The sequence below is a fragment of the Caulobacter sp. 10L414 genome (assembly GCF_056395525.1).
In genome coordinates, this window is the sequence record NZ_JBFTJR010000161.1 from 1 (window position 1) to 373 (window position 373).

At 60.3% G+C, this 373-nt stretch carries 1 protein-coding gene; it reads right to left on the reverse strand.

Annotated elements, in window-relative coordinates:
* The coding region (locus AC1DCG_RS25210; protein WP_477041770.1) for a rhodanese-like domain-containing protein at window positions 1–373 on the reverse strand (373 nt) is incomplete at both ends.

The following is a 373-nucleotide window of genomic DNA, read 5'->3' on the forward strand; positions in this document are numbered from 1 at the left end:
CGTACAGCGAGCCCTCCCACAGGCCCTGGTCCTTGAACGTTTCGCCATACCGGACGATGCCGCCGTCGAGCTGGTAAACCTCCTTGAATCCGCGGTTCACCATGAGGCTGGAGAGCACCTCGCAGCGGATTCCGCCGGTGCAGTAGGTGACTACCGGCTTGTCCTTGATGGAGTCGTACTTGCCGGACTCTAGTTCCTTGATGAAATCGTGGGTGGTGGCGACGTCCGGGACAATCGCGTCCTTGAATTTTCCGATCTGCGCCTCGAACGCATTACGGCCGTCGAAGAAAACGACGTCCTCGCCGTTCTCCTTCTTCGCGTCCACCAGTTCGTGGAGTTCCTCCGGCTTGAGGTGCGTTCCGCCGCCCACGAC